This is a genomic window from Bacillus cereus group sp. Bce019 (genome assembly GCF_051781745.1).
GTDB lineage: Bacteria > Bacillota > Bacilli > Bacillales > Bacillaceae_G > Bacillus_A > Bacillus_A cereus.
Genome location: NZ_JBPWJX010000003.1, coordinates 36,263 through 60,750, shown reverse-complemented (window position 1 = coordinate 60,750; position 24,488 = coordinate 36,263). Strand labels below are relative to the sequence as shown.

Below are 24,488 nucleotides of genomic sequence, written 5' to 3'. Positions count from 1 at the left end.
TATCCGCATGTATAGCGATTAGTACGAAATTTGCGACTATGTACATATAAAGTGCGTACTTTTCACTTGCTCCCTTTTAGCGAATAATAAAAGCATAGCACAGTTAGTTATATTCTAAATTTTTTATTAAAGGAGTGGCTAAAATATGTCTATTACTACATTAAAAAATAGCCGTATTGTTATCATTGGCGGGAGTTCTGGTATTGGATTAGCAACAGCAACACAAGCAATTAAACAAGGCGCACATGTTATTATTGCCGGACGCTCGGAAGAAAAATTAAAAGTTGCTCGAGAAGTAATAAATAACAATCATCTTCAAACTTATATATTGGATAATCAAAATAAAGAGCAATTACAAAATTTTTTCAAGATAGTTGGGAACTTTGATCATTTATTCACACCGGGAGCCTCTTACACACTTGGACCGATTACCTCTACAGAGGAAATTGCTGAAAGTAGCTTCATCGGAAAGTTTTGGCCTCAATATTATGCCGTAAAATATGCAATTCCTTTTCTTTCAAACTCTGGATCGATTGTGTTAATGTCTGGTGCATTTAGTCAAAGACCACTTAAAGGCGCACCTGCCTATGGAGCTTGCAATGGTGCTATTGAAAGTTTAGGGAAGGCTTTAGCTGTGGAATTAGCTCCTATTAGAGTTAATGTGGTTTCTCCTGGAACAATACAAAGAGAAAATGAACAAAACGAAAATAGACTAGTTGCTTACAAAGCTTATAAATCTCTTTCACTTGTACAACGAGCTGGATATAATGATGAAATTGCACATACTGTCCTATATTTAATGCAAAATAGTTTTACTACGGGTAATGTATTGTTTCCTGATGGAGGATACACATACCATTAATTATTAAAAATTTAATGCCTCCTTGTATTAACTAGTATTAAGGAGGCTATTATTAACTAAAAAAGGGATATATTAATGTAGGATCTTCTTTCAAAAGTTCTGCTAACAACAATAATTGCGGAAAAGGTCATAAGATTAACTCTTTATCCAGCAACCCCTTTTGTTCTCGAATCATTCCGCCTCCTCGCATAAAAACCGCCCTAATTTCTATTCCCTACAATTTCATATAAAATCAATATTATAAAGTAGGATTCAACAACTTCTTACAGAATTCTATATTTAATACATATTGGACGGATTATTTTCAAATTCCTCTATAAAAAAGGGAGGTCATACAATTGTGAAATTTGTACAAGAACGAAGATTAACTGTCAAGACAACTTTTTCAAAAGAATACAAGATTTTTATTTTTGGTTTACTCATTTCACGAATCGGGGATTCATTATATACTTTTGCACTGCCTTGGATTGCCTATCAATTAACTGGTTCAGCTGTAATTATGAGTTCTTTATTTGCTGTTAACGTATTGCCAATCGTTTTATTTGGTCCTTTAGTTGGTGTAATAATTGATCGTTATGATCGAAAAAGGTTACTTTTGGTAGCGGATATTAGCAATATTATTTTAGTAAGTCTTGTTCCAATACTACATTCATTACATCTATTAGAAATCTGGCATTTATGCATAATTACTTTTATGTTAGCAGTTATGTCCATGCTTTTTGATGTAACAACAGTTACAGTCATTCCACACATCGCAGGTGCATCATTAACGAAGGCTAATTCTTTATATCAAATGGTTAATCAATTGGCTAGTTTGTTTGGTCCAATCATAGCTGGGCTTTTCATATCTTTTATTGGCGGCTTTCAAGTACTTTGGATTAATGTTCTTTCATTTATTGCTACATTAATTGCTGTGATTATATTACCTTCTATGAAAAACTTAAATAAAAAGAATACTGATAAAAAAACATTGCAAAATGTACTAAATGATTTGTTTGATGGATTTAAATGGCTGAAAAATGATCGGTTAAATATAGCTTTGTCACTTCAAGCAATGGTAGGTAACTTTGGAGCAAGTGCTGTTTTAGGTATACTTATGTATTATTTATTGTCGACATTAAATCTTACCTCCACACAAAGTGGCTATAATTATACTTTAATAGGAATAGGTGGGCTTTTAGGAAGCTTAATTGCCGTTCCTTTAGAAAAGAAATTCCGACGTGGTGTACTTATTCCTTTACTCCTATTTTTGGGAGCGCTTGGATTAACATTTGCTTTGTGGAGTACATATTGGCTCGCTCCCGGAATTGCTTTCGGAATCGCGATGACATGTAACATCACATGGAATACGATTGTTACATCAATTCGGCAGGAAACTGTTCCATCCAATTTGCAAGGACGTGTTTTAGGTTTTTCTCGTGTACTTACACGATTATCTATGCCATTGGGGGCATTAGTAGGTGGAATTATTTCAGCCTACAATCCTGTATTTATATTTGCTTTAGCTGCTTTTACTAAAATAATTGAAGTATTTATTGCCTTATGTAGTCCGATACGAAAACTGTAAAGAGGAAAAATTATATATTTTGAGATATTAATAAAATAAAAAAGGCATAAAACATGCCTTTTTTATTACTTATTTGTTTATTGGATAACAAACTTCTGTAACCCACTTATTAGGATCCGCTTCCATCGCTGGGCTCACATGATAAATATTAAACATCGGGCCTGCTAATTTGTAACCTTCTGTCTCAATCCATTTTGCCGCAGCCTCATTTACAGCTATCATCTGTTCATAACTTCCATTAACTGTTATAGAAGCTACATTAGTCGATTCCATATTTTTAAATGTAACGTCTTTTGTATTTTCGTGCTTACCTAGAATACTTAGCTGTATTTCTATATCTACATCATTTTCTTTGTATTCACGATCATGGAAAACCGCAATACTATAACTCGGTTGGGCAATACTAATATTTTTCATTTGAATTTCTTGCATTAATACACTCCATAAATTACCTTCGCAATTATACGATGGAATAATCTTTCTAACACTAGCTACAGTTCTTTCTGGAATTTCTTTTATTGAAACATGATAATTCATCTCAACAACATCCTCTCTCATCGTTTTCATTGAGTCTTCGAGGAGACGTAATTGTTTTTGGAGGTTATTCATGTCTTCTTTAATTTGAGCACTACGATTTAAAAATTGCTCTTTTATGGTATCTATATTATCGCATTCTATTATTTCTTTGATGGTAGCAATATTAAACCCCATAGCTTTTAACATTTGAATTTGATTTACTTTTTTTAATTGGTCTGCTGAATAAAATCGATATCCACTCTGCTCATCGACTTTTACTGGTTGTAGTAATTCCACTTTATCGTAGTGTCTCAACATTCGTATACTAATGGAAGATAGTTTTGAAAAATCCCCTATTTTAAACATGATTTCCTCCTATAAGTTACATCTACTTTGAAGCTCAACTTTATCTTAAACAATGACATTGTGTGAGGGTCAACTATTTTTAACGATTTAAATAACAATTTAACATGTTATATTTATATAATTAAAAACCTATATTCCTGTTTTTATGACTACTGCAATTGACAATCCATCACTAGTTATTTTTCTCAAGACATTCATAAACCGCTATCATATCTCGTTTATCCAACTCACGTATGCGATTAAAAATTGGTATTTGTCCAACAGCTTCTGTTAATAAGCTTTCATTCACAACATCACTTACTTTTCCAGTTAACCACGTTTGTACATCCACGCCCTCAACAACTTCTTTTAACCCTTCGTCATTAATACCACTTGCATTACAAGTTACACATGGAATTGTTAGTTTAAAGACACCATCATGTAGATTATCTTCGGTTATCACTTTCTTACCTTTACAAAATGGACATGGATTACTCTTTTTAATTTTATTAATTTGGGTAACTAATTTTTTGTATCCAAACGCTTCGTATACATACGTAAGTTTTTTATATTTACCATTTGTGAAATACTTATCTATAATGGTTTCTCTCGTTTCATAAACATTAGGGAAATCACAAACAGTTACTTGATTATTAACACTAATGGATTCGATATTTCCTTTTATTTCACTCCAGAATGGTAAGACATTTTGTAACACCATTTCATAGTTTGAAAAGCTTGCTTGTTCTAATTCAAACATTTTCAATGCAACTTGTGCTTTTCTTGGCAATAAAGAAACATCTTCCGTCAATACCATATCGCCACCAACAATAGACTTCAATTTAACAAGTGCCGGTAAATCACCAACTGTTTTCAATACTTTATTAATAGGCTGATTGATTATTTCACGAATATCTACGTTACCAAATTTAAGTGGCTTATGATGATTTAAAACCGTCCCCTCACAAATTGGACATTTCATCATTTTTTTTGAACTCTTAATTTCTTCTTTAATAGGTGCTTTTGAAATAACAATATATCCACCAATAATTGTATTAAACCCTACCCATGTTCTGCGTGTCTTTCCTTTTTTATCATAAAATGATTTTTCAAAATATCCGTACCAAAACGTATGCTTTTCTTCTTCTGACATATCATTATAGCTCTTTGACAAATCGTGACCAAGCTCATTTTTTATTTCTTCGAATAGAAATTCTATTTTTTCATGCTGATAAAACTTTAATACCTTCATGATTTCTGGATCGAATAGCCCATCCCAAAATGGAACACTTTTATCTTGAATGGCAATATCTTTATCAAAAACTTCAATTTGAAGACGTCCAGAACAAGATGGACAATGATTGTCCTGTGAATAGAAATCAAAACTTCTCGTATCTTTATTAATTGGATGAGCAGCTACAATATGATTAATTAATCCACCAATCTCATATAAGAAACTATATTGACTATATAAATGTCTTTCAAGATCAATAGCAATAACAGGTGCGATTGTATCAGATTCATATTCACCATAAATTAACCTAGCCATTGATGATAAACTTTTTAAAATACCGCCCTTATAAACATTTTCGGCATTTTTAAAATAGTTAATATGATTTTCTTCTAAATAGTGAACTCCTTTTTTCTGCTTAAGCATTGAAGAGATATTTATTTTCTCTGTGCTATTCACATTACTTTTTTGACGATAGTAATCCTCATGATTAACAACATCCAAATGCTCTACAGATTCATTCTGCCTTTTTCCAAAATCAACTATATAATCAGAGCTTTCTAACATGTAACGATTATGCTCAATCATAATGATAGAAACTGATTCATCTTGCAGAATACCTCTAATACTATCGATAAATTGATTTAAAATATTTTGTGATAAACCTTTTGAAGGCTCATCAAAAATGAATAATGTATGTGGATTTCTAGTGTTTGCAAATAATTCCGAAACTAAATGAACACATTGAAACTCACCTGTCGATAATGTTTGTGTTTTTCTCTCTAATGTTAAATAGCCAAGTCCTAATTTAATTAGTAGGCTCAAACGTTTATAAGCGATATCTTCATTTGGAAGTTCATCAATAATATCCTCAATCGAGCGCTCAAAAATATCATCAATGTCTTCACTATACTTTGTTAGTTTCTTTTTAATATCTAGGAAAGTTGCTACAGTTGATCGACTTGTAATTGATTGATTTCGGTCTTGTCCCACCATAACTAATTTATCTTTTGGATATCTTTTCAAGAAATCTGTAGCTAGACATTCATTGACAAGTGTAGATTTCCCACATCCTGATTCTCCTGTAACCGTTACAAGCCTGTTTTTAGGAATTTGAAACTCCTCCATTTGGATATTACGGCAATATAAATCATAGAATGTATAATATTCTGTTGGTATTTCTTTATTTCGATCCCACAGTATTGACTTTGGTCTTGGTGATTCTTTCACAATTTTCCCGCCATATTTTCCGCTACCAGGTCCAAAGAACAATTGCTCATCAGTTGTATCTAGTACCGTATCTGAATGATCAATAAGCCAAATTTGATTTTTACACCCTAATCGTTTTATCTCTTCTAAAATTTGTAATAATGTTTCATGATCAAGTCCAACTGAAATCTCATCAATAATAATTACAGCATTTTCACTTACTGCCATGAATTCAGCCAAATAAAGTCGTGTTAACTCTCCACCTGACAACGTACCCATAATTCGATTTAATGTTAAATAACCAATGTTCATATTAATAATATTTTGCAGTATATGCTGTTTTTCTTCACTAATATTTAATTCTTTTGCTAGTGAAAGAATAGATTCAACACTTAAATCATTAATATTTGAAATTGAATGTGGCTTGGCCAACAAATCAATTTCATGTTGTTCAATTTCTTCACCATAACGTTTTCCCTTACATTTTTTACACTCAACATTTTTTGTAGTACCACGGCCTTTACAACCAGTACACCAGCCTAATTGATTATTAAATGAAAAGACCTCTGGAGAAAGATTAAATACTTCAGCAAGTTTTTCCCGAACCTCTGTAAAAACACCAGTATGAGTACCAATCGTTGAACGCGGATTAGACGAAATCGATGATTTTCCTAGAAAAAGTACTAAAGGCATTTCTTCCATCTTAATGGCACTAAAATTTGTTTCCATAATGTTAGGAAATAAATATTGATATTCAGCCTTTGGTAATAAAGAAACTAATCGTTTTTTTGATTCTTCACCAATTGTTTGGCAAAAAGTTGTTTTACCCGATCCAGATAAACCAGCAATTCCAAACGATTTATTAAACGGTATAGTTGCATCTAATTTATTTATGTTATTAGCAATTAATTGATTTACTTTCATATTAACCTCTATTCTTATTTATTCACAAAAGCATTTTTACAATATAATAATTACATAATGAATATTACCTATTATGCAATTATCCTCTCACTTCATGAATCTTATCCTTGTATATTTCAAACCATTGTTGCCATTCATCTTTAGAAAATCCTTTCTCTTCTCCTTTTAAAACGTAAGAAAAAAGATTTAAACAAATATGCCAACCAGCTATATCTCTCGGTGTATGATCTGTTAATTCATGAATGTACTCTTTAAGAAGTAACAAAGTACCATTCTCCTCTTTATGTATTTCAAATCGGACACGGTCTTTATCCCAAGTAAATTCAAGTACTGAGTTTAGTTTACACTCTAAAATATCAATGTTTATGAATGAACCGTCCATCATGTCGAACTTTATTATTCCACCAGTTTTAAGGCTTTCAATCTGTAAATTGGACATCCATTTTTTCAGCTTACTGTTTTCTGTTAATACAGACCAAACTTCCTCTACCGTATATGGAAATTCGCGTTCAAATTTTACAATATATCCATCAGTTAGTTTCCCAATTTCAGCTATCATTTTGATTGCCTCCTTATATAGAATGTATGTTCTCACTTCATTTTACACGAATATAAATATAAAATAAATATTTATAACAACGAAGTGTTAATTTAAAGTGAATGGTGCTGAGAAAAACTTAAATATTTTCTAAATCGAGTTATATAATATTGAAAATTAAATATAGATTTACGTACAAATAAAAAAAGACGCATTTGCGACTTATGAAATCATAGGATTAACTCCTTTTTTTGTTGAATGATTAGCGCTTAATCGCATCGACAATTAGCGATGGAAAACCAAGTTTATCGCCTTTATTTCTAGAATCATACCTTTTCGAACGGAAAATAACACCGTCGTTTGCATCCCATTCGTTGTAATAAAACCGACCATTTTCATCACAATATTCAAGTAAAACTACCTCGAATCCAGCAGTTTCAAACATTTTCGTTAATGTTATATAATTATGAACGATTTTATGACTTGCTGCTGGATGATCTTTCGGACCGGGGCCCCCTATTTGAACTATATTTTGATATGCCTCATCCTGAAAGAATGCATCAGGGACTCCGCACCGAATATGACCAGATGGTTTTAAAAATTCATAACAAATTTCAGCTGCTCTTACACCTTCTTCAAAAGTAAGGTGTTCCCATACATGCTCAGCTAAAATAGCTGAAATAGAGTTGTATTCAAATCTTTCTTCCCACGTAGCTTTATCTAGTAAGTTAAGTTCATCTTCTTGCGTTTGAATCCAACCTGGATTATTATTAAACACTCCAGCTCCGACAACTACTTTAATTTCGTCTTGTTTTATTGCCACCATGTTCACCTCTTAAATATTTTAATTCATTAATATATTCTATGTTTACTATTATCCTTCCTCCTTTAACAAATTTAGTACCATGAGTCCAGTACAATACCGAACTCATGTCCTAAAAACTCTCTAACGTAACGATCTGTCTAACTCTATAAAATTAGTTCATAATATACGATTTTTCTTACAGAAATATAGCACAGCAAACATTAGCATAATACCAATTACGTAAAAAATTGTTGTTCCGCTCCCACCAGTATTAGGAATTACCCAATTATTCTTCGCATTTTTCACTGTTATTTTTTGTGTCTTTACTGCTTCTGTAATTTCTATTTCTATTGGATCCCTAAGTAACATGTATCCGTTCGGTGCTTTTATTTCTTTAATCGTATACTTTCCAATTGCTAATTGGTTGGAAATCACCTTTCCTTTTTCATCCGTTATTAATCTACTAACTTCTTTCCCTTCTTTATCTAACACTTGAAATACAGCGCCTTTTAGCTTTAATTCACTATCCATATCATCAACTTTCTCAATTTCAAATTGTCCAGTCGGATCTGGTAATTTCTTATTTCCTATTTTAATTTCTACTACTGCATCTTTTTCTACTTTTACAGTTATTTTTTCTTTTAATAATTCGTAACCTTTAGGTGCTTCTACTTCCACTAAGGTATAGTTTCCTATTGCTAAGTCTTTTGATATTACTTCTCCTTCTTCATTTGTTACTAGTTCTCCAACTATTTTTCCTTTTGAATCTTCTATATGAAACTTTGCTCCCACCAATTTTTTATTATCATTATTACTATCAACTTTTTTTATTTTTACTTTTCCAGTACTAGGCTTGTTCCAATGTTGCCAGTTAAATTTGAAATTGTGAAATTCAAATCCACCAGTTTGTTGTACAGCGCCGACAAATGCTTGTCCGTTAATCGAGCCGCCTTTTGTTTCTAATACAGCATTTGGGGCAAACACACTCCCAACGACACCATATCCCTCTGTTGTAATTTTTTTCGCATTTGGAAAAACCCAAATCACTTTCCCGTATAGCTCAGTAAACGGGGAATTAGAAGAATATGGTTGTGATGTAGGAATTATATCCGTAGCCCTTCCAATATTGTTCGTGTCATATAGAATAGCCCCATTTTTAAATGTAACCTCTGTTGCATCCGAATACATAACAATAAAATCTTTGTCCTTAGCACTCGGTAAAAATACATCTCTTATATCTAAATTAATTTTCCCTGTCAATTCTGATGAAACATAAATATTAGGATTGTTTATATCTTTTCCGATTCCATGACTCATATTTGGAATTGGGGTATTTGTTTTATATTGACCTGCATTTTTACTGACTTGGTTCACTATATTGCGAAATTCATTAAATTTCGCATCAATTTCTAGTTTTTCTTTATAAACGATACGATCATAAGAGGATTGTATGATGCGATCTGGATCACTCTCTTTTGTCATTACGACTATTCCGTTTTGAATGATAAAAGATTCTTCTCTTGATTTCTTAAATTTTCCAGACAATAACAAGGACGGATATCCCTCATCAACCCATTTTTCACCTACTATATTAGATGTTCCCGCTGCAGCACCTACAATTGTATACCCCGATGCATCCATATCACCTTGAACTGCAATTGCTCCTTCAATGTCGCCACCTATTGCTTTATGGTTACCAAAGACAACAGCATTATAGCGCGATATATCACCTAGACCTTCTAAGTTTGTCGTGGATCCATATACTTCTTTTGGTACATATATGACAAAACTTACACTTAACATTAACAAAACAATAAAATGAATACTTACCAGCTTTAATCGTAGCCTCAATTCCTTTGTTCCCACCTTTACCGTATTTTTTCTATAGTCGAATAAAATGAAATTTTTATTAATGATGATTTACTTCAATCCCCTATATACCTTCTTTACTTATCTCTGAATTTACGGTCCCACTTCCCATTAATGCAGGATAAATACATACATTCTATCGAGTAAACCTTTTCTTATAAATTACGACTAGAAACACACATAACAATAGGATTGGAACTATTACAGTCCACTTATTAAATATAAATATCTCTGTACTCACTTTTTGTTTTTCTTTCTCGTTTAACTCAACACGCACACCTCGAACTAGCAATCTATTGGTGTTTACTCCATAAGGCGTACACGTAATTAAAGTTGTATAATCTTTATTTTCTACAATTTGTAGATCGTCCGTTTCGTGTGGTAACACTACTTTAATTTGATCTACTTTATAAGCAAGAACTTTGTCTAAAGAATGAATATAAAAAAGATCTCCTTCGCTCAACTTATCTAAATCTGTAAATAATTTTGCTGATGGTAAACCACGATGCCCTGTTAAAATAGTGTGCGTATTTTCTCCACCTATCGGGAGCGAAGAAAAATCTAAATGACCTATCCCGCGGCTCAATACTTCCTCAGATGTCCCTTGATAGATTGGCAGTTTTATATTAATTTTGGATATTTCAATATACCCCATTACATCTCCTAAATTTAACGCATCAGCATATGCTTGATGATTACTTTTTTTTTCAGAAAATGGATCAGTAAATGTTTTCGTGGAAGTGTGAACTTGTTTATTATATTCGGCTGCTTCTTTTTCCCTACGTTCGACTTCTTTCTTTTGTAGCGCTTTGATCTTCTTATCGTAAGAGCTAATCTCAGAATAATGTGCACGAGTCGCCAACCAATTACTAATAGTAGGATATAAAAAAACACCTAATCCAAATAAAAAAATACCTCCCAAAACAAGATTTCGTTTCATATTTCCACCTCTGTATATGCTTAAATATCGAAAAGAGGGAAGCATTTTGCTTCTCCCCTTTTCCCATAGTTACATGTTTCTAAAATCTTAATTATTAGCAAACTTTTTTCTAAAGAAAACAAATGCCGCTGTAACCATTAACGTAAGGCCTATTACAGTAAAAAGAGTCGTTCCTATGCCACCCGTTACCGGAAGAACCCATCCACTTTTATTATTTTCAATCGTTAATTTAACCGTTTGATTATTTTCGCTAATCTTTACATCAATGGGATCTTTTAATAATTGATAAGAAGCTTTTGTACCATCTTCTTTTGTATATGTTGGTGCTTTCGTTTCAAAAATTTGATAGTCTCCATATGGAATGTTAGACCATTTAATAACACCATTTTCATCTGATACACCTGTTACTTCTTTTCCTGCTACAACAACTATTTTTCCATTTTTATCTTTAAGTACAAACTCTGCACCTTTTAATTTATTCTTATTAGCACCATCAATTTTTGTTAACTCAATTATTCCAGTTGTCGGAACAACAACTACAGGTTTAGATTCCTTTTTTCCAATTACGTCATTTTTATTTGTAAAATCAATTTTTGCTGTATTTAAAATTTCCGAACCAGATGGTACTCCTTCTTTTACTTGAGATTTAATTTGCAAATGAAATTCTTTTTTACCATCTAATTTTGTGAAATCTTTTACTGTAGCTGTTACTTTTTGACCTTCTATAGCTACCTCTACAATGCTTGCATTTACTTCTGCTCCATCAATTTTCACGATTGGCTTTCCTTGAATCACTAAACGATTATCCAAAGTATCTGTTACCACATATTTTTTGTATTCCTTAATGTCTTCTGGAATTAATATTTTAATATCATAATTATAATTAGTTAACGGATTGATTGGTAACGCTTCCAATTTTCCGTTAATCTTTTTATCAATTATTGGTTCTTCATAGTTTTTCACTTCTAATTTAACTACTGTACCAGAAGTAATAGTTCCATCTTCATTAATTGTTCCGGAGTTCTTAACAAAAAACTCACGTTTAGTTGGATCTATTACATAGCCTTTCGGAGCTTTTGTTTCTTGGAAATAGTATTCTCCATACACCAATCCTTGCACGCGAATATGACCATTAGCATCTGTTGCTAACTCTTTTTTCACTTCTGTACCGTCTTTTTTAAATAAAGAGAATACTGCACCTGCTAATGCTTTTTCATTTAAACCAGTTTTTATTAAATCCACTGCACCACGTTTAATCTCATTTTTTGGATACATGTGAACATCATAGTTTAGCACCTTACCCTCTTTATTCGTTAATGGAATATCCACTGTATACGTATTGGGATTTAGATTCACATGTGGAGGTCCTGCCACTTCTTTCACCTCATAACGTCCTAGCGGAAGATCTTTTAATACAGCTTGTCCGTTATCATCTGTTACTACTTGATTTGGAGTGGCTCCCAATACAGGTTTCACGTCTTCTTTTACGATTTTCCCATCGTTTGAAATTTTTTCAAAAGAAGCAACCCTTTTTACTTCAAACGTTACACCTTTTAATGGTTTCGCATCTTTTGGCACCTCTTGATTTGCAGAACCGTCACCTTCTAGTCCCTGTGCTCCATCTTTTTCTTGTTCATACTTATGAATCGTTAAAGTACCTTTAGATGGTGAATCCGCCTTTACTAATACACTAGACCATGTAGAAAATGTTAAGAAAAACAATAAAAGCACACTAAATATTTTTTTCATTTCTCTTATCCCCTTTACTACTTCTATCATTTTAAAAATCTCTTTATTACTATTACCTTCTTAAAAGCAATAGTGTGCCAAGTATCAGATTTAAACGAATAACATAAAACATAGTCGTCCAACAATCCATTGTTTACAATCACTTATTCACTTTTCTTATCTTCTATTATTACGTTGTCTCTCCACATGATATATGTAATTTTCTCCCCTAAATTACACGTATATCCCTATTTCAAGAATCATTACATTTGTTACATAATAGCTTTCACCGCTAATTTCGACTATTCACTTACTGTCAATCTATTCATTTCTCACTTCCTATCCCTATTTAAAATCCAATCTTAATCATTTTTTAATACATATAAGTAATAACCAACAAATAAGTGTGACGATTCATATTTTACGTTACTGTCCAAAACTATTACCTGTATATTCAAATAATATGTGCTATTCATGTTAAATTATGGTATTATTCTTAGAAGTTTATAACTTTTATTTATATTTTTTATTGATAAAGGTTTTCCGTATCTACTTATGAAAAAGGAATATATGTTTATTTAACTATTACGCATAACTGTAAGGAGGAAGAATATGACTAAAAAACTCAGTCTAGTTGAGATAGAGTACATTTGCAATATGTTTTTTCAATCTTTCGAAATTCCAGTTTGTTTTTTAGATTGTAACAAAAATATTCTTTTAGAATTTAAATCAAAAAATGATTCACATTCGTTATATACATCAAAAATAGAAGAGTTACATATGCTTTTTCAGAGAAATGATACATATAATTCCCCCATCTTCAGAACTCACGAATATCTAGGGCACTTTATTTTAATTCACATAAAGAGCGATTATATGGTGAACGGTACTCTTATTATTGGGCCCTTGACACATGTGAATTCTTCTACAAGTAAAGCGGATAGTAACCTTAATTTTATTCCAAATTATAAAAGAACAAGAGACCATTATTTTTCATTGTCAGTCAAAGATCAAAATTTCTTTGTAAATATAGCGATATTGTTCTATAACATTCTCTATAAAAAAAATTCAGATGTAAGCACCTTTTCAAATAACAGTGACTCACTTCATATAAGTCATAGCAGCATCTTAAACGAAGATGTATATATTTCAATGCAAAAAGACGAATCCATTTATCATAATTTATATATAGAGCAGCAACTACTTAGTTCTATAGAACACGGGGATAAAGAAACCGTACTCAAATATTATTACGAATTCCAACAAGAGACTCTTTCATCTTTATCTTCATTCCATCAATTAAGACGTCATAAAAACATTTGTATTTCATCCATCACGCTCGCTACTAGATATGCGATAAAAGGGGGACTTCCATCTGGGATTGCTTACAAAATTTATGATTTACATATTCAAAGAACAGAAGATTTAAAAGACAAAGAATCTGTTTGGGATTTATTAAAAAATGCTTTTTGTACCTTTGCAGACCGTGTAAAGGCACAAAAAACACAGCAACATTCACAGACTATTGCTATTTGCAAAAACTACATTTTTAAAAATATTTACAATCCAATATCTGTTAAACAAGTTGCTAAATTTGCAAATGTGAATTCAGATTATTTATCTATATTATTTAAAAAAGAAGTCGGTATTTCATTAATTGAGTACATTCAACGTGAACGAATCGAAGAAGCAAAGAAATTATTAACTTTCACCACCTATCCTTTATCAGACATATGCGCTTCGCTTAATTTTAGCGATCAAAGTTATTTCACTAAAATTTTTAAAAAATTCACCAATGAAACACCTGGTAAATATCGGAAATCTCATGTTGTCATTTAGAGTGAAACTTCCATTAAAACAAAATGTTTTCAGTAACTCATCAATGGCAGATTAGAAGCACTCCCAGATTCATGAACTATAGGATTTATGCTTTTTCCAAACCAAAAAACACGTTACCATTCTTTTATTTTAATGAGAATAGTAACGTGTTTTTTATGTAATGTAGTTTTGTAGACAGAACATGATTCAACTACAAATTTTTATAGAAGCCAAATGCACCGCTTAACTACTAAAATCTTATTAAGTAAAAAATCCATATTTTGTTTTACTTACTTTCTACTTTATTTCTTTTGAATAATGAACTCTTTTCTTCAAACGAATGATCCCTACTATTATTTTTGTATCTTTCTAAATTTGCGAACAAAAGTGAGTACTGTGCCTGTAATAATCATCAATATGCCGATTGCTGCACTGTTAGTTGTACTTACACCCGTCTTTGGAAGCTCCTTATATGTATATTCTTTTTTATCGCTATTACTGTTGTTTGAGATATTACTCTTATTTTCCTTATTAGCAAGGCCATTAGCTTTGCTAGTTTCTTTATCTTTCACTAATACTTTTTGTATTGCATTTACCTCATTACCCACGGAATCTCTAACACTATATATTATTTCATAAGTCCCAGCTTTAGTTGTATCTATAGTTCCTTCATACGCTACTTTAGAAATAAGGTCACCATCCTCTTTATCCGTAGCTGATACCCCTACCAATGGATCAAATTGATCACCCTCAGTAATTGAAGTTGTAGCAGGTACTTTTAGTATTGGTTTATCATTTTTAACTTCTTCTCTAACTTTGACCGTTACAGTTTGCTTCGCCGTTACTTCATGACCTTTAGAATCTGTAACCGTGTACGTTAATACGTAAGTACCGGCTTTAGTTGTATCTACTTCACCATCAACTTTGATTTTAGAAGTGAGATCACCGTCTTCTTTATCGATAGCTAATACTTCTGCCATTGGAACAAATGAATCTCCTACATGAATTGTCGCTCCAACAGGCACTGTTAATTTAGGTTCTAAATCTGATGTTTCTCCATTTCCCTCTACAATTACAGTCTGTGTTGCCGTTGCATTCCGCCCTTGAGAATCAACAACCATGTATTCCACAATGTATGTACCTAGTTTTGAAGTATCTACATCGCCTTTATGCTTTACTTTATTTGTTAAATCACCATCTTCTTTATCAACAGCTTTTACATTTCTCATTGGATCAAACGTATCACCTACACGTAGTGTAATCGTAAACGGTACAGTTAACTCTGGAGCTTGGTTTTCTGCTGTTTTTTCGTTCTCTTTCACCGTTCCTGTAATTTTTGCCGCATCAAAAGCATTTTGGACTGCTTGAACTTCAATTGAGTTCGCTCCATATTTATTAGTTGCCACTTTAAGGCATGCCAATTTCAATTCAGAGAAATTAGAAGTCATATTTAATTCATCAGTATTTGCATAATAGAAAATATCAAACATTCTATCTTCACCAATACCATTTACATTTACACCGTTATGAGTACCACCTTGTGCCATTAAATACGCAACTTTATTAATAATACTTGAGTTAAAATGAACGCCTCCATAATCCTCTCCATTTAAATCATTATATTTACTATAATCATCCGGATACGGTAGTCCTTCTGAAAAATTAATTGCAGTTGGATTTTTCATATTACGAAAAGTCGATCCAGTTTGTTCTCCTATTGTCCAGTTAAATTCCCCATTATTTATGTATTTCTCTATAGCCGTTCCCATAATATCAGATAATGCCTCGTTAATTGCCCCAGATTCTCCTGAAAATTCAAGGTTAGATTCACTTGATGTAACTGCGTGTGTAAATTCATGACCGGCTATATCGAACGCTTTTACCATGGGATCTCCATATAAAAGCATACTAATGTTATTAATATTAGTACTAAATGCATTCTCCCAATTTTCAGGATCATTTGTTCCTCCAGAATCCCATGCATGTACAACTGAAACTACTTTTTTTCCTTTATTATCAAAACTATTACGCTTATATTTTTCTTTATAAAAATCGTATACCTTTGTTGCTAAGAAATGAGCGCTTACCGCCTTTGGATCATTAAATGTTGTTGAAACACTAGTTGCTAGTATACCAGGATAATAACTTTCTTCATTTGTAATATCTCTATAATTTACATCATATGTCTCAATTCCTTGTCCTCTTGTGTAATCAGCAAGCGCATAATTCCCACTGGTCTGTTTAGAAATACCAAATGTACGAGTTACGCCTAAATCATCTTTTCCTGTTCCAGTTAATGATGTAAAATTGCTAGTTTTATTTTCCTTAACGGATTCAACATACTCTTCACTTATTTTCAAACTTGATTCTTGTACCATATCTTTTAACATTTCACCATTATGAGCATTCACTAAATAAGTTCCAGATACATAATTTGGTGTTGTAGCAGCAAATGTAACTTGATATGCATTGCTAGCCTGCCCATGATTTTCATCAACAAAAATAACTGCCTTAACTTCTGGCTCAGAAATAAATTTAGTATCGTTTCCGTACTTTTTATAAATATATTGTTTTGCTTCTTCTTTTGATAAATTAATAGGTTTCTTTAAATCTTCTTGTGTTAAATTTTGTGCGCTAGCTCCTGAAATGCTTTTAATAATACCTTTTTTATCTACGTGAGCAGTCAACTGGTGGCCATATACTTCTTTTCCTTCATATATTTGTTGCATGCGCACAAGTGTAGTTCCATCATAAGAACCACGTTTTTGAAGAACCTTGTAATCTACTCCTGTTTCTGCACTAACTTGTTTTGGAGACAAAGCATGCTCCGTATTTTCCTTAAGTGCATCTTTCACTACATTCTCTGGTGCCTTTTTTGATGGTTGTGTCAGATCACCTGTACGGAACGAATCCTCTTGAATTTCAACTTGCATTTGACCAGGTTCCTCTGCATGACCTACTCCATATGGTGTTACACTTGTTAAAACGAATCCTGTTGTTAATGCAACTATAGCTATTTCTTTTTTATTTCCCATGATATTTACCTCGTATAAATTTCTATTATTTATATGAAACTGCTAAAATGTATACAATCTATTCCTAACATAAAAAGATGACTTTTGTAATCTACAAAAGCCACCTCTTCAATATGTAATATCCCTAAAATGTTTTTAATACATAATTTCTATACAAACAGAAAAAAGCATTCATTAACGAGCATTTTGCAATACTTTTATTAGGTCATTTATATTTTCAACTTTCTGCTGAAACTGATTAAGTCTGCTATGTAACAATGAAGGATTTTTATCTTCAGTTGAAATAACTTGTTTTAATTCGTTTTCTAATTTATCATACATATCAAAGAAATTATCAAATTCTACACTTACAAGCTCTTCATTTTCGCGATAGAATCTTTTTGCTTCTATATAAGTCATATATGATTTATTTAAAAATCCTAATGAAATTAAATATTTAGAAGTGTTTTCTTGATAAATAGCAATATCACACGCTATTTTAATATCAGAATAAGTCTTTTGAACGAGACAATGCAATTCAAAAATCTTAAACTTTAATCCATTATTCATTTCATCCCCTCCCATCGTATCTATTCTACATAAAATTAGAATATTATACAAAGAAAATTATTAGCATGAAATTGACAATTTAAAAAATAACTTAAGGATAAACAAAATCCCTCTCATTATAAATTATAGTTGCGGAGCATTTACCAACATAACAGCAAAATAAAAAGCGAAAAGAATAAATCTTTCCGCTCTTAGAGTAATAAATACATTTCATATTGCGCTAAAGAATTCTTTTCAAATCCACATTTCTTAAGAAAACCTTCCAGTAAATTATTGTTAGGAAACCCAATTGATAAACTTGATAAATTTAATTCTTCTCTTGCTACTTGTAATAATTTCATCCCAACACCAATATTTCTATAATCTTTGTCTACGAAAATAAAACTAATTTTACCTTGTTTATTTACACATAGAGAGCCTTTTAAGTCATTATCGACATATGCACCATAAAATACATTATTTGTTTTTTTGATATAATCAATATCATTTTGCCAATTTATATGGAAGTTTAACCATTTCTGAATTTCATCTTTAAAAGTTGGAAATTCTAATTGTTTTACTTCACTATCCTTACAATCTTTATTCATTATTTTAGTCAAATCATTTAAATTATAATAAGAAAGATCGTACACTTTTTCATAGCCCAACTTATTATAAAAATGAATCGCTCGGTCATTTCCTACAATGACTTCGAGAAAAAGTTGCTTACATCCATGTTGAATCGCCTCTTCTTTATGCAGTTCAAATAATTTTTGACTTACACCAATACCGCGGTAATTAGGATGAACCGCTAATGTTCCACAGCGCATAGTCTTTATACTTTCATAATCCTTTATACCACCTAGTATTACGCCAACAGGTTTGCCTTCTTCTAAAGCAAGAAAAGAATGTTCTAGCAAATTACCTTCTGGTCCCAAAAAACGTTGTATAAAATCCCCTTTTGAAACTTCCATCTTAATAATGTAATCTGAAAATCCATCTTTAAAAGCTTCATATACTAAATCAATATTTACTTCACTACACCTTTTATATTGAATCATATAAAATTGCCCTCCAACTGCTTATATTAAACTCAACGTGTACCCATATAATATATTCCATCTATTATAAATTTCAGCTCTTAATTTGAAATGAGCGGACATTTCCCTACATATAACTCACTATTGATTTGTTTTATAACAAACTATCTATTATTTACTACATTAACCTCATAAACACGTAAAAAAGCAATTAAATGCTCACATGCTCTTTCACATGCTAGCATTTTAAAGATTTTTTGTTCTTCTTTCGTTTTATCATTTACTTGATCTGAAGCAGCTTTTAAACAGAGAAATGGTTTTTTATTTATTTGGCATACATAGGCGAAAGCTGCTACTTCTTGATCAACTGCCAATGCTCCATATACAGTATGGAGTAAATATCTCATTTCCGAACTACGAATACGTTGATCTCCGGATAAAAATGTACCGAAATGTATCGGATCATACGATCGTATTTTTTTTATTCTTCTTACAAGTGATTTTGTTGTTTCAATAGGTGCTGTTCTACCGTTATATAAATTAAAAACATCTTCCCCTGAACCAGCAGCAGTAACATCATGTTGTATTGCGTTTAGTGCGACTACAATATGACCGTTTTTCACCTTGTTTGATAAACTTCCGCATATTCCTGTCATAAACAACTCATCTGGCTGAAACTCACTAATTAACAATTGTACACAACTAGCGCAGCTTACTTTACCGACACCAGTAACAACTGATATAATTTCCAGCTCATTAATAGTATGAAAATGAAATTCCCAAGCTGCCCTTTTTTCAACACGTTCACTTGGATAATGTTGATGCAAATACGTCAGTTCTGGTTCCCATGCAGATACAATTGCAATACGTTTCATTACACGCTTCACTTCCCCTATTGTCATTTAAATAAGTTATCTATACTTTCTCGTTCATAATCTGGAATCCATTCTTTGTATTTCTTATATGAATCTCGTATTATTTCTTTATTCTTCGCAATTACTTCACATCCTCTATCATCATACATAAACATCACAATATCTTTCTTTGCATTTATGAGAAATACATCTGGATAAGAGATTTCTTTTTTTCGTCCAAATCGAAGATACAGATCAGAAAAATCCTCATGATTAGCAGCTTGTATCAGCGGTTCATATTTAATATCTTCCGCAAGACATTTAAAAGAAAATTGATATGTACAATATAAAGTGAAACTTTAATCAGTGGGGGGTCTTACTGCCCGGCAAATAGCGGGATAAATCTGCTTCTTCATCTTCAAATAAAAACGGTAACGTTTCTTATCTTATATGAAATCTTAAATCTCTTTTCTTAATATATTTATTGTATATATTTATTTTCTGTGGAGTTTTTATGTTTTCCTTTTTAAATCTATAAACATTTGTCACTACAAACACTACATCTTCTTTTGAAAATATGTCTTCAAATAAAAATTTATTATATGTATATAGTTGAGAAAAGTATTCCATATTTAAATCGTCGGTTCCTTCTACAATTTGATATTTATCTTTTCCGAAATCAAAATGTAAATGATTTTCCCACTGAGAATATAAGTAGGGTCCTAATGTAACTCCTGGAAATGTTTGATTCATATATTCTTTTAATTGCATTTCCTTGTCCTTTCTACTGTACAATTCCTTTTAAATCCCAATATGCTTCTTCTAGCCACGGATGTATAACTTTCAATGTATCTTTCCTTTCCCACAAATATGAAATATATACAAAAGCTGCTTTTTCCAAAGATTTTCCCAATCCTTTTTTTATTTCTATTAAATATGGTGGTGTCCCTTTTTGATCCCATTCTATTTTATCTGCAACAAATAATACTAAATCCATCTTCGTTGTATGTTTACGCAACGTTGTATGGCAACAAATTGCATTTAAAATCTCTTCATCTTCGACTTTAAATATTTCTTTTGCGATTACCCTCGATAATTTTTGATGAATAATCATAGGAAACTTTCTTTCCGCTTCCACTATTTCTACACCAAATTCTTCAGCAACTGCAATCCGCTCCTCGTTTGGAAAAATGCCACTAATATCATGTAAATATCCTGCAATTGCTGCTTTTTCTTTATCTACGTGAAATTTTTCTGCAATCTTTTTTGCCTCATTTGCCACACGAATTGAATGTTTATATGTAAACTCTTTATTATATTTTAGTAGAAAAGCTTTAATATCATTGTCTATTTTTCCAGTTGGAGTAAATGAATATATATCATTACATAACATAGAAAATCCCCCTTATAACTAACTTTCATTATAATGTAGAATCTAAATATCCTTGTTATTTTATATTCGTTATTAATCTTTTTACTCCTTTTTAATACGTTACATGAAATTTTATACAGAATCATCGCTACAAGTACATAAATGTTTGATATTATAGTAATGTTGATGATTTGTAAGGAAAGGAACTACACAATGAATAAAAATATATTAATTATTGATGATGATAAAGAAATTGTTGAATTACTTGCTGTTTATTTGCGAAATGAAGGCTATAACATTTATAAAGCTTATGATGGCGATGAAGCATTGCAAAAGGTTTCTACATATGAAGTTGACCTTATGATTTTGGATATTATGATGCCAAAACGAAACGGATTAGAAGTTTGTCAGGAAGTGCGTGAAAATAATACTGTACCAATTCTAATGCTTAGTGCAAAAGCAGAAGATATGGATAAAATATTAGGCCTTATGACAGGTGCTGATGATTATATGATCAAACCATTCAATCCATTAGAATTAGTAGCTAGAGTGAAAGCTTTATTACGAAGATCCTCTTTCCAAAATGCTACTTCGCAAAAGAATGAAGATGGTATTATTCGTATTCGCTCTGTTGAAATACACAAACATAATCATACAGTTAAAGTAAATGGAGAGTACATTAAACTAACCTCTATTGAATTCGATATTTTATATTTACTTGCGAGTAATACAGGAAGAGTATTTAGTTCAGAAGAAATTTTCGAACGCGTTTGGAATGAAGATGGTTATGGTTCAAATAAGACGGTAATGGTCCATATTAGCAACTTACGAGATAAACTTGAAACAGTAATAAATGGAGAAAAATTTATTCATACTGTTTGGGGAGTTGGCTATAAAATTGAGAAATGAAGCATTTGATATATTAAAAGATATTCCTAAATGGAAACTTATTTTTTGGCTTTTATTAGCTATCACACTCACTCCTATTACTGAACTAATTATTTATCGCCTCGTTACGAGTGTAATTGAAAGTTCACTTACTCTAACCGAACTCGGTAAAGAATTCATTCGAATTTTTGGTTATGAAAAGTATAAAGGGATTAAAGAGTCTTTATGGATGATGATTGTATCTTATTTGTTTTTATTTTCTATTTTTTCATCCTATCTTTACATTTTTTATCGTCACGAGAAAAAACTTTATTATGAAACTTGTATAAAAAAAATGATAGAAGAAATTCGTTATATTGCAAATGGAAACTTCAATCATAAAGTTTCTATTGTAAATCATAATTATCTAGAAGAATTAGCAATCGGGGTCAATGAAATTGTTGAACAATTAAAAGTCTCAATTGATGAAGAAAGACAAGCGGAACAAGCAAAAAGTGAACTTATTACAAATGTATCACATGACTTACGCACTCCCCTTACTTCTATAGTTGGATACGTAAATTTAATCCATCATGATAATTATAGAGATGAAGTGGAATTGCGATACTATATTCAAGTCATTTACGATAAAGTAACTCGTCTTAATGCATTAATGAATGACTTGTTCGAATATACACGTGTTCAAAATAAAGAATTAAGCTTGTATTCTGTTCCTATTGATATTGTAGAGTTACTTGGACAATTAACTGTTCAATTCCGCATACAGGTTCAAGAAGCTAATATAGAATGTCGGCCTTCTTTCCCGTCTCAAAAGCTCATGGTATTAGCTGATGGTGACAAATTAGTGCGTGTGTTTGAAAATCTTATTATAAACGCTATCGCTTATGGAAGCGAAGGTCGCTATATTGACCTTACTGCTTATGAAAGTAATAATATGATTACAATTGATATAACAAATTACGGACAACCTATTCCTAGTACGGATTTACCTCATATTTTTGAACGTTTTTATCGCGTTGAGAAATCTCGCTCTACAAACACTGGTGGATCTGGACTTGGATTAGCAATTGCAAAAAGTATAGTCGAATTGCATAAAGGAACAATTGAAGTATATAGTGATGACGAAAAAACAACATTCACTGTAAAACTACTCCCATACAAATGTTAATATTACAAATAAAAAGTTCAATTTCTTACCATATAAGAAATTGAACTTTTTCCATAATTACCCTAAATTTAATAATCCTTTATAATTCTTTAGAAATTCTTTACCTTTTCTTTCTTCCTAATTAAGCATTCCTTTTTACAATACTATTATTGATGTCATAATAGGAGGATCGCTTATGCAATTCTTAAAGAAATTCGCTATTTTATTATTATCTTTTTTTATTACTGCACTTATCGTTTTATATTTTTATCTTTATGTAAATGGTCCGATTATTCAAGCTAAATCAGCTATTTTAATAAATGCTAATTCAGGTGAAATTGTTTACAAAAAAAATGAAGAAACCCCAGTACAATCAGCTGCTTTATCTAAATTAATGACAGAATATATCGTATTGGAGCAACTAAATGATAAAAAGATACAGTTAGATGACTTCGTACAAATAAGTAACGAAGTTTTCCGAGTAGAAACAAGCCCTATACAAGTAACATCGAATGATAAAACAACGGTTCGTGATTTACTTCATGCATTGCTACTGGCAGGGAATAATCGTTCTGCACTCGCTCTAGCAGAACACATTGCTGGAAATGAAGATAACTTTACAGTATTAATGAATAAAAAAGCAAAAGAACTAAAGTTATTACAACCATCTCCATTTCTAAACTCTACTGGAATTAATAATAATACAAATAAACAATCAACTACAACAGCGATAGACGCAGCTAAACTAGCAGCACGATTAGTAAAAGATTTTCCAGATGTATTGAATATTACGAAACTAACCTCTTACCAATTTACCTTCAAAGATTCCCAGGTTTTCAATACGAATAAAATGATATATTCCCTTAATGAAAACATTAAACTTCAAGGTGTTGATGGCTTACAAACTAGTTTTTCAACTAACGGTAATTATAGTTTTGTCAGTACAGCAAAACTTGGAGATACTAGACTAATTTCAGTAATATTAGATGCAGATGAAGAAAACATTTCATTTATTGAAACAAAAAAGTTGCTACAGTATGGTTTTGATCCTTCCTCGTACTCTGCACTCCAAGCTTTTAAAGACGCCCTTACATCTTGGACAATATTGCTTCAGTTTAAAAATTTAATTATACAAACTATAATGATTTTTTTAATCATTACCACCTTAATGTTTTTACATATACGTCAGAAAAAATCCGAGGATTTCAATTAAGAAATCTTCTTATATATAGAACCGACTTGCGCTTGAGATGCAAGTCGGTTTTTAATTCT

18 protein-coding genes and 1 pseudogene are annotated in these 24,488 nt (G+C 31.5%); 6 read left to right on the top strand and 13 right to left on the bottom strand.

The annotated features are described in order from the left end of the window. Positions 1-145 precede the first annotated feature (145 nt). Together ACS2QP_RS06470 and ACS2QP_RS06465 are read left to right on the top strand one after the other, a co-directional pair. Positions 146-862: an SDR family oxidoreductase gene (locus tag ACS2QP_RS06470; RefSeq protein WP_242259602.1), complete on the top strand. Its 717-nt coding sequence runs from the start codon at positions 146-148 to the stop codon at positions 860-862. A 340-nt stretch (positions 863-1,202) separates the two neighbouring features. Next, positions 1,203-2,429 carry an MFS transporter gene (locus tag ACS2QP_RS06465; RefSeq protein ID WP_242259601.1) on the top strand — a complete coding sequence of 409 codons (1,227 nt, stop codon included), beginning with the start codon at positions 1,203-1,205 and terminating at the stop codon, positions 2,427-2,429. Between the two features lie 69 nt (positions 2,430-2,498). On the opposite strand, the gene ACS2QP_RS06460 is transcribed toward ACS2QP_RS06465, so the two are convergent. From ACS2QP_RS06460 to ACS2QP_RS06430, 7 genes are all read right to left on the bottom strand, one after another. Next, a complete protein-coding gene (locus ACS2QP_RS06460; protein ID WP_438882244.1) occupies positions 2,499-3,311 on the bottom strand; it encodes a MerR family transcriptional regulator in 813 nt (270 codons plus the stop codon). A gap of 172 nt (positions 3,312-3,483) precedes the next feature. After that, positions 3,484-6,654 carry an ATP-binding cassette domain-containing protein gene (locus ACS2QP_RS06455; RefSeq protein WP_438882243.1) on the bottom strand — a complete coding sequence of 1,057 codons (3,171 nt, stop codon included), beginning with the start codon at positions 6,652-6,654 and terminating at the stop codon, positions 3,484-3,486. 79 nt (positions 6,655-6,733) lie between these two features. Then, the gene (locus ACS2QP_RS06450; RefSeq protein WP_078421660.1) at positions 6,734-7,213 is read right to left on the bottom strand and encodes an SRPBCC family protein; all 480 of its coding nucleotides are present in this window, start codon (positions 7,211-7,213) and stop codon (positions 6,734-6,736) included. A 241-nt stretch (positions 7,214-7,454) separates the two neighbouring features. Next, a complete protein-coding gene (locus ACS2QP_RS06445) occupies positions 7,455-8,018 on the bottom strand; it encodes a class I SAM-dependent methyltransferase (RefSeq protein ID WP_000225721.1) in 564 nt (187 codons plus the stop codon). Between the two features lie 156 nt (positions 8,019-8,174). Beyond that, positions 8,175-9,848, bottom strand: a complete 1,674-nt coding sequence (locus ACS2QP_RS06440) for a SpaA isopeptide-forming pilin-related protein (protein WP_438882242.1) — start codon at positions 9,846-9,848, stop codon at positions 8,175-8,177. A gap of 154 nt (positions 9,849-10,002) precedes the next feature. Then, the gene (locus ACS2QP_RS06435) at positions 10,003-10,806 is read right to left on the bottom strand and encodes a class C sortase (protein ID WP_103622070.1); all 804 of its coding nucleotides are present in this window, start codon (positions 10,804-10,806) and stop codon (positions 10,003-10,005) included. 87 nt (positions 10,807-10,893) lie between these two features. After that, positions 10,894-12,555, bottom strand: coding sequence for a SpaA isopeptide-forming pilin-related protein (locus ACS2QP_RS06430; protein WP_438882241.1), 1,662 nt, complete (start codon positions 12,553-12,555; stop codon positions 10,894-10,896). Between the two features lie 591 nt (positions 12,556-13,146). Between ACS2QP_RS06430 and ACS2QP_RS06425 the strand changes: the two genes are divergently transcribed. Further along, positions 13,147-14,373, top strand: a complete 1,227-nt coding sequence (locus tag ACS2QP_RS06425; RefSeq protein WP_438882240.1) for a helix-turn-helix transcriptional regulator — start codon at positions 13,147-13,149, stop codon at positions 14,371-14,373. 332 nt (positions 14,374-14,705) lie between these two features. Here the strand turns inward: ACS2QP_RS06425 and ACS2QP_RS06420 are convergent, their stop codons facing one another. The 6 genes and pseudogenes from ACS2QP_RS06420 to yqeK all read right to left on the bottom strand — a co-directional run bounded on the left by ACS2QP_RS06420 (position 14,706) and on the right by yqeK (position 21,202). Further along, positions 14,706-17,387 (bottom strand): M4 family metallopeptidase, encoded by a 2,682-nt coding sequence (locus tag ACS2QP_RS06420; RefSeq protein WP_438882239.1) that lies wholly within the window; start codon positions 17,385-17,387, stop codon positions 14,706-14,708. 174 nt (positions 17,388-17,561) lie between these two features. Continuing rightward, positions 17,562-17,936 (bottom strand): hypothetical protein, encoded by a 375-nt coding sequence (locus ACS2QP_RS06415; protein ID WP_332283183.1) that lies wholly within the window; start codon positions 17,934-17,936, stop codon positions 17,562-17,564. Between the two features lie 191 nt (positions 17,937-18,127). Then, on the bottom strand, positions 18,128-18,976 hold the full coding sequence (locus ACS2QP_RS06410; RefSeq protein WP_332283185.1) for a GNAT family N-acetyltransferase: 849 nt from the start codon (positions 18,974-18,976) through the stop codon (positions 18,128-18,130). Between the two features lie 143 nt (positions 18,977-19,119). Then, a complete protein-coding gene (locus tag ACS2QP_RS06405) occupies positions 19,120-19,857 on the bottom strand; it encodes a phosphorylase family protein (protein WP_438882238.1) in 738 nt (245 codons plus the stop codon). Then, positions 19,854-20,580 (bottom strand): annotated as a pseudogene (locus tag ACS2QP_RS06400) (DUF3885 domain-containing protein). Before ACS2QP_RS06400 ends, ACS2QP_RS06405 begins: the two are co-directional and overlap by 4 nt. 13 nt (positions 20,581-20,593) lie before the next feature. Continuing rightward, positions 20,594-21,202, bottom strand: coding sequence for a bis(5'-nucleosyl)-tetraphosphatase (symmetrical) YqeK (gene yqeK / locus ACS2QP_RS06395; protein WP_438882237.1), 609 nt, complete (start codon positions 21,200-21,202; stop codon positions 20,594-20,596). A 192-nt stretch (positions 21,203-21,394) separates the two neighbouring features. Between yqeK and ACS2QP_RS06390 the strand changes: the two genes are divergently transcribed. The 3 genes from ACS2QP_RS06390 (at position 21,395) to ACS2QP_RS06380 (ending at position 24,429) form a co-directional block, all read left to right on the top strand. Further along, positions 21,395-22,090, top strand: coding sequence for a response regulator transcription factor (locus tag ACS2QP_RS06390; protein WP_001038807.1), 696 nt, complete (start codon positions 21,395-21,397; stop codon positions 22,088-22,090). Continuing rightward, positions 22,080-23,237, top strand: coding sequence for a sensor histidine kinase (locus tag ACS2QP_RS06385; protein WP_001243312.1), 1,158 nt, complete (start codon positions 22,080-22,082; stop codon positions 23,235-23,237). The genes ACS2QP_RS06390 and ACS2QP_RS06385 overlap by 11 nt, the downstream gene beginning before the upstream one ends. 175 nt (positions 23,238-23,412) lie before the next feature. Continuing rightward, entirely contained in the window at positions 23,413-24,429 is a 1,017-nt protein-coding gene (locus ACS2QP_RS06380) for a D-alanyl-D-alanine carboxypeptidase family protein (RefSeq protein WP_001160045.1), read from the top strand. Positions 24,430-24,488: the final 59 nt, after the last annotated feature.